This is a genomic window from Streptomyces sp. NRRL B-1347 (assembly GCF_000720325.1).
In the GTDB taxonomy this organism is placed as follows: Bacteria; Actinomycetota; Actinomycetes; order Streptomycetales; family Streptomycetaceae; genus Streptomyces.
Genome location: NZ_JOJM01000056.1, coordinates 48738 through 54751, shown reverse-complemented (window position 1 = coordinate 54751; position 6014 = coordinate 48738). Strand labels below are relative to the sequence as shown.

The window sequence follows — 6014 nt, the reverse complement described above, 5'->3', positions numbered from 1 at the left end:
GCCGCGGACTACGTGGGCGCCCTGGTCGGCGGCCTCGCCTTCCCCTTCCTGCTCCTTCCCTGGTTCGGGCAGCTCACCGGGGCGCCGTACGACCGGTGGGGCCGTGGGCGCCGCCCGAGGCCGAGCGGCCGGATCTGCCGTACCGTCGGAGACATGCGCATTGTCATCGCTGGAGGCCATGGACAGATCGCCCTGCGTCTGGAGCGGCTGCTCGCCGCGCGCGGGGACGAAGCCGTAGGGATCATCCGCAATTCGGCGCACGAGTCCGATCTGCGGGACGCCGGTGCCGAGCCGGTGCTGTGCGACCTGGAGTCGGCGTCCGTCGAGGAGGTCGCGGCGCACCTGGAGGGCGCGGACGCGGTCGTGTTCGCCGCGGGCGCGGGCCCCGGCAGCGACGCCGCCCGGAAGGACACTGTGGACCGCGCGGCCGCCGTCCTGTTCGCGGACGCGGCGGAACGGGCGGGCGTGCGCCGGTACATCGTGGTGTCGTCGATGGGCGCGGACCCGAACCACGCGGGGGACGAGGTCTTCGACGCGTACCTGCGCGCCAAGGGCGAGGCCGACGCGGCCGTACGGAGCCGCTCGGCCCTCGACTGGACGATCCTGCGGCCCGGGATGCTCACGGACGACGCGGGCACGGGACTCGTGCGCCTGGAGGCGTCGACGGGGCGCGGCCCCGTCCCCCGTGACGACGTGGCCGCGAGCCTCGCCGAACTCCTGGAGACCCCGGCGACGGCGGGTCTGACGCTGGAACTGGTCAGCGGCTCGACGCCGGTGTCGGTGGCGGTGAAGTCGGTGGCCGGCAACTGACCTGCCGTCACCGGCCGCCCGGAGTTCAGAACAGGGGCAGCTGGCCGGGGAACTCCGGCACCACATAGCCGTCGAGCGCGGGCTGCGCGGCGCCGATCTGGGCGAACCGGCGCGAGCCGGGGCAGGAGACCAGGTCCTCTCCGCCGCGCGGCCCGGGCGGATCGTGGCGGGCGAACCGCCCGCCGACGACGGCGATTTCGCGACGGCACTCCGGGCAGTGTCTGCGGCGCGCTGAGCTGGACGACATGACACCAGTTTGCCTACTGGGCCCGCGTCCGCCGTGCACCCGCTCCCGGCGAAGCAGCCGTCAGGACTCGCTGCCGCGCTCTCATCCCCCTCGCAGGTCACGCACGACGAGTTGTTCGTCGTCATCGGGGTAGATGGCCACCCGCCCGCCGTGGTCAAGGCGCAGGGGGGCGCCGGGGCCCAGTGCCTCGAAGCCCAGGTGCTCGTACCAGCGCAGCAGGGCCGGTTTGCCGAGGTCGACTTGGGCGAACACGATGTCGTACCGGGCCGCGGCGTACTCGTCGACGCACGCCCGCACCAGAGCGGATCCGATGCCGTGGCCTTCGCGCTCCGGCGCGACGGCCACGGCCTTGAGCTTCCCGATGCTCCGGGCCGCGCTGTTCACCACCGATGGAGCGGTACCGGCCTCTCGAAGCCGGTGCAGGAGGTTCCCTGGCGGCAGCGCGAGGAGGGCGCCGACCAGATTCGGCTCGTCCGCGGCCTCTGTGGCCTCTGTGGCTTCCGCGACCAGGGCGCGGCGCAGGCCGGGACCGGAGGTCTCGTAGACGCCGATGTCGATCCGGTCCGCGGCGTAATCGAGGTCTTCGTAGTCGGTGTCGATCGCGGAGAGCACTTCTCGGATACGTCGGCCTTCGCCGCGGCGCGCCCGCCGGACACGCACTCCCTCGACGTGGCATTCGTAGGTGCCGCCCGACTCTTGGTCGGCCAGGCGTCTTCGGCGCGGCTTGTTCTTCTTGGGCCTGCCCATGGCTGTCGAAGGTAGGGGCGGCGGGCCGGCGGCGCCATGGCGCGTCACGTCACAAGGGCATGACAGATCGATCGAGTAGCGGGAGGGTGTCTTCCGCCGCCGACGGCTCCGGGCGCAGCAGAGTGAGGCAAGTCACCTGTTTTCGATTCCAGCGAACGGCTGCCCCTGCCTACGCAAAGACCCCCTCCGACCTGCGTAATCGCACATCGAAGGGGGTCTTTCTCAGCGTGGCGGCGCCAGGATTCGAACCTGGGAAGGCTGAGCCGGCAGATTTACAGTCTGCTCCCTTTGGCCGCTCGGGCACACCGCCGGGGTTGCTGCCTGGCCCCGCTCTCGCGGTGCCCCGTGGCAACGACGTAAACGATACCTGATGACCGGGGGTGCTTCGCCACCCGATTGATCGGCACCCGGCGCGGGGGCAGTGGCTAGGCTTTGCGGATGCGGTCGGCGACTGAAGGCCGTGTACCCGCTGAGTACGCAGTTACCGATACAAGGAGCCACAGGACATGGCCGACTCCAGTTTCGACATCGTCTCGAAGGTCGAGCGGCAGGAGGTCGACAACGCCCTCAACCAGACGGCCAAGGAGATCTCGCAGCGCTACGACTTCAAGGGCACGGGTGCCTCGATCTCGTGGTCCGGCGAGAAGATCCTGATGGAGGCGAACGGCGAGGACCGCGTGAAGGCGATCCTCGACGTGTTCCAGTCCAAGCTGATCAAGCGCGGCATCTCGCTGAAGTCCCTGGACGCGGGCGAGCCGCAGCTGTCCGGCAAGGAGTACAAGATCTTCGCGTCGATCGAGGAGGGCATCTCCCAGGACAACGCGAAGAAGGTGGCGAAGATCATCCGCGACGAGGGCCCCAAGGGCATCAAGGCGCAGGTGCAGGGCGAGGAGCTGCGCGTCAGCTCCAAGAGCCGTGACGACCTCCAGACCGTGATCGCCCTCCTGAAGGGCAAGGACTTCGACTTCGCACTGCAGTTCGTGAACTACCGGTAGGCAGGTCGCGGAACATAGTCACAGGACATAAAGGGGGCGGGCACCCGGATCGGGTGCCCGCCCTTGCTGCTGGCTGCGGTCTGTGTGGGGAACTCGGAACTCGTGGGTCTCGTGGGGACGTCTCCGGGTGTCCGGCGGAGTCAGCGCCGGGAGTGGCCGAAGAGGATGCGGTAGGCGATGAGCAGGGCGAGCGAGCCGCCGATGGCCGCCATCCAGGTGGCGCCGTCGTAGAAGTGCTCGGCTATGGGCCGGTCGAGGAAGCGCGCGGAGATCCAGCCGCCGACGAAGGCGCCCGCGATGCCGATCACCGTCGTGCCGATGAAGCCGCCCGGGTCGCGGCCCGGGAGCAGCAGCTTGGCGGTGGCACCGGCGAGCAGGCCCAGAATGATCCAACTGATGACACCCACGCGGTGACCTGACCTTTCGTGCCTTTTCGTGCGTTGTTGTCCTGGAGGACGCCGCATGGGCCGGTGGCGGTTCCCGGACGTCGGTAAGGTGCGGGTCCATGACACGGCGGGCGGGACGGCAGGGGTCCGCGGAGGCTGTCGGGCTGCGGCGGACGCTCGGGGTCCGGGACGCCGTGGTGATCGGGCTCGGCGCGATGGTGGGGGCCGGGATCTTCGCGGTCCTCGGGCCCGCGGCGGACGCGGCCGGGTCCGGGCTGCTGATCGCGCTCGCGGTCGCCGCCGTGGTCGCGTACTGCAATGCCATGGCCTCGGCTCGGCTCGCGGCGCGCCATCCGGAGTCCGGCGGGACGTACGTGTACGGGCGCGAGCGGCTCGGGGAGTTCTGGGGCCATCTGGCGGGCTGGGCGTTCGTCGTCGGCAAGACGGCCTCGTGCGCGGCCATGGCGCTGACGGTCGGGGCGTACGTGTGGCCCGGGCAGGCGCACGCCGTCGCGGTGACGGCCGTGGTGGCGCTGACGGCCGTGAACTACCTGGGCGTGCGGAAGTCGCTGTGGCTGACCCGGGTGATCGTGGCCGTGGTGCTCGCGGTCCTCGTGCTGGTCGTCGTGGTCTGTCTGGGCTCGGCCGAGGCCGACGCGGGGCGCGTGGACGTGGGGCTCTCCGGCGGCGGGTTCGGCGGCGTTCTTCAAGCGGCGGGGCTGTTGTTCTTCGCCTTCGCCGGGTACGCGCGCGTGGCGACGCTCGGCGAGGAGGTCCGGGATCCCGGGCGCACCATTCCGCGGGCGGTTCCCCTGTCGCTCGGCATCGCGCTCGCGGTGTACGCGTGCGTGGCCGTGGCGGTGCTCGCCGTCCTGGGGCCGGGCGGGCTCGCGGAGGCTTCTGCTCCGCTGGCGGACGCCGTACGGGCCGCGGGGGCGCCGGGCCTGGTGCCCGTGGTGCGGGCGGGGGCGGCCGTGGCGGCCGTCGGGTCGCTGCTCGCGCTGATCCTGGGGGTGTCGCGGACGACGCTGGCCATGGCGCGCGACCGCCATCTGCCGGGGGCGCTGGCCGCCGTGCACCCGCGCTTCCAGGTGCCGCACCGGGCGGAGCTCGCCGTGGGCGCGGTGGTGGCGCTGCTCGCCGCGACGGTGGACGTGCGCGACGCCGTGGGCTTCTCGTCGTTCGGGGTGCTCGTGTACTACGCGATCGCCAACGCGTCGGCGTGGACGCTGAGTCGAGCGCCCCTCGCGCGCGTGGGGCCGCTGGTGGGCGCCGTGGGGTGCGTGGTGCTGGCGTTCGCGCTGCCGTGGGCCTCGGTGGTGGCGGGTGCGGCGGTGCTGGCGGTGGGGGTCGTGTCCTACGGGGTGCGGCGGCGAATCGCGGCGGGCCGACGCTGACGCGCGGCCTGCGTGGACCTGTCCGCCGGAGCGACACCGCGCCTAGGCGCGCGCCTTCGTCGGCGCATCGCCCCGACGCCAGCCTCTCCGGAGCCCGTCACCACCCCTGGTTCTGCGGGTGCCCGGCGGGTGCCGGGCGTACCGACGGCGCGCCGAACGGCTCGTCCGTGGGCACGATTTCGCGGCCCAGCGGCATCAGGGAGATCGGGATCATCTTGAAGTTGGCGAGGCCCAGCGGAATGCCGATGATCGTGACGCACAGCAGGACGCCGGTGATGATGTGGCCGAGGGTCAGCCACCAGCCCGCGAGGATCAGCCACACCACGTTGCCGATCAGGGACGGCGCGCCCGCGTCGGCCCGCTCCACGGCCTTGCGGCCGAAGGGCCACAGCGCGAAGAGGCCGATGCGGAAGGCGGCGAGGCCCAGCGGGATGCCGATGATCGTGACGCACAGGACCACGCCCGCGAACAGGTAGGCGATGCACATCCACAGTCCGCACAGGACGAGCCAAATGACGTTCAGGACTACTTTCATCGCGGGCTACCTGCCATCTTTTCGAGCCGGGCGATGCGCTCCGCCATCGGCGGGTGGGTGGAGAACATCTTCGACATACCCTGACCCGGCCGGAACGGGTTCGCGATCATCATGTGGCTCGCCGTTTCCAGCCGCGGCTCGGGGGGGAGCGGCAACTGCTTCGTACCGGCGTCGAGTTTACGCAAAGCGCTTGCGAGGGCCAGGGGGTCGCCGGTGAGCTGCGCACCGGAGGCGTCGGCCTCGTACTCCCTGGAGCGGCTGATGGCGAGCTGGATGATGGACGCCGCGAGCGGGCCGAGCAGCATGATCAGGAGCATGCCGAAGATGCCGGGGCCCTCGTTGTCGTTCGACCGGCCGATGGGAATCAGCCAGGCGAAATTGACCAGAAACATGATGACCGACGCGAGGGCGCCGGCGACCGAGGAGATCAGGATGTCCCGGTTGTAGACATGGCTCAGCTCGTGGCCGATGACGCCGCGCAGCTCGCGCTGGTCGAGGATGCGCAGGATGCCCTCCGTGCAGCAGACGGCGGCGTTGCGCGGGTTGCGGCCCGTCGCGAAGGCGTTCGGCGCTTCGGTGGGTGAGATGTACAGGCGGGGCATGGGCTGGCGGGCTTGGGTGGAGAGCTCGCGCACCATGCGGTACAGCTCGGGGGCCTCGAACTCGCTCACCGGGCGGGCGCGCATGGCGCGCAGGGCCAGCTTGTCGCTGTTCCAGTACGCGTACGCGTTCGTCCCGATGGCTACGAAGAGCGCGATGATCAGGCCCGTACGCCCGAAGAAGCTGCCGATGACGAGGATGAGTGCCGACAGTCCCCCGAGGAGTACGGCGGTTTTCAGCCCGTTGGTTCGGCGGTGCACGGTACGCCCTCCTGGTGGTGCGCGGGGGAACCCTCTG

The 6014-nt window shown here is 71.0% G+C and carries 8 protein-coding genes and 1 tRNA gene; 3 read left to right on the top strand and 6 right to left on the bottom strand.

Annotated features, from left to right (window positions below; genetic code table 11):
• The first annotated feature begins 153 nt into the window (after positions 1-153).
• On the top strand, positions 154-810 hold the full coding sequence (locus IG74_RS0133760) for an SDR family oxidoreductase (protein WP_030684984.1): 657 nt from the start codon (positions 154-156) through the stop codon (positions 808-810).
• Positions 811-835: 25 nt separating this feature from the next.
• Here the strand turns inward: IG74_RS0133760 and IG74_RS0133755 are convergent, their stop codons facing one another.
• The 3 genes from IG74_RS0133755 to IG74_RS0133745 all read right to left on the bottom strand — a co-directional run bounded on the left by IG74_RS0133755 (position 836) and on the right by IG74_RS0133745 (position 2114).
• A complete protein-coding gene (locus IG74_RS0133755; RefSeq protein ID WP_030684982.1) occupies positions 836-1057 on the bottom strand; it encodes a hypothetical protein in 222 nt (73 codons plus the stop codon).
• Positions 1058-1138: 81 nt separating this feature from the next.
• Positions 1139-1804, bottom strand: coding sequence for a GNAT family N-acetyltransferase (locus IG74_RS48220; protein WP_078869254.1), 666 nt, complete (start codon positions 1802-1804; stop codon positions 1139-1141).
• A 228-nt stretch (positions 1805-2032) separates the two neighbouring features.
• A tRNA-Tyr gene (locus IG74_RS0133745) sits at positions 2033-2114 on the bottom strand.
• Positions 2115-2310: 196 nt separating this feature from the next.
• Between IG74_RS0133745 and IG74_RS0133740 the strand changes: the two genes are divergently transcribed.
• Positions 2311-2799 (top strand): YajQ family cyclic di-GMP-binding protein, encoded by a 489-nt coding sequence (locus tag IG74_RS0133740; protein ID WP_030684979.1) that lies wholly within the window; start codon positions 2311-2313, stop codon positions 2797-2799.
• Positions 2800-2939: 140 nt separating this feature from the next.
• Here IG74_RS0133740 and IG74_RS0133735 read toward each other — a convergent pair whose 3' ends face one another.
• Positions 2940-3206 carry a GlsB/YeaQ/YmgE family stress response membrane protein gene (locus IG74_RS0133735; protein WP_030684976.1) on the bottom strand — a complete coding sequence of 89 codons (267 nt, stop codon included), beginning with the start codon at positions 3204-3206 and terminating at the stop codon, positions 2940-2942.
• Positions 3207-3304: 98 nt separating this feature from the next.
• Here IG74_RS0133735 and IG74_RS0133730 point away from each other — a divergent pair, with 98 nt between their 5' ends.
• On the top strand, positions 3305-4582 hold the full coding sequence (locus IG74_RS0133730) for an APC family permease (RefSeq protein WP_051855909.1): 1278 nt from the start codon (positions 3305-3307) through the stop codon (positions 4580-4582).
• A gap of 97 nt (positions 4583-4679) precedes the next feature.
• Here the strand turns inward: IG74_RS0133730 and IG74_RS0133725 are convergent, their stop codons facing one another.
• Positions 4680-5117 (bottom strand): YccF domain-containing protein, encoded by a 438-nt coding sequence (locus IG74_RS0133725; RefSeq protein WP_030684973.1) that lies wholly within the window; start codon positions 5115-5117, stop codon positions 4680-4682.
• Positions 5114-5977 (bottom strand): zinc metalloprotease HtpX, encoded by an 864-nt coding sequence (gene htpX / locus IG74_RS0133720; RefSeq protein WP_030684970.1) that lies wholly within the window; start codon positions 5975-5977, stop codon positions 5114-5116. Before htpX ends, IG74_RS0133725 begins: the two co-directional genes overlap by 4 nt.
• Between the last annotated feature and the right edge of the window lie 37 nt (positions 5978-6014).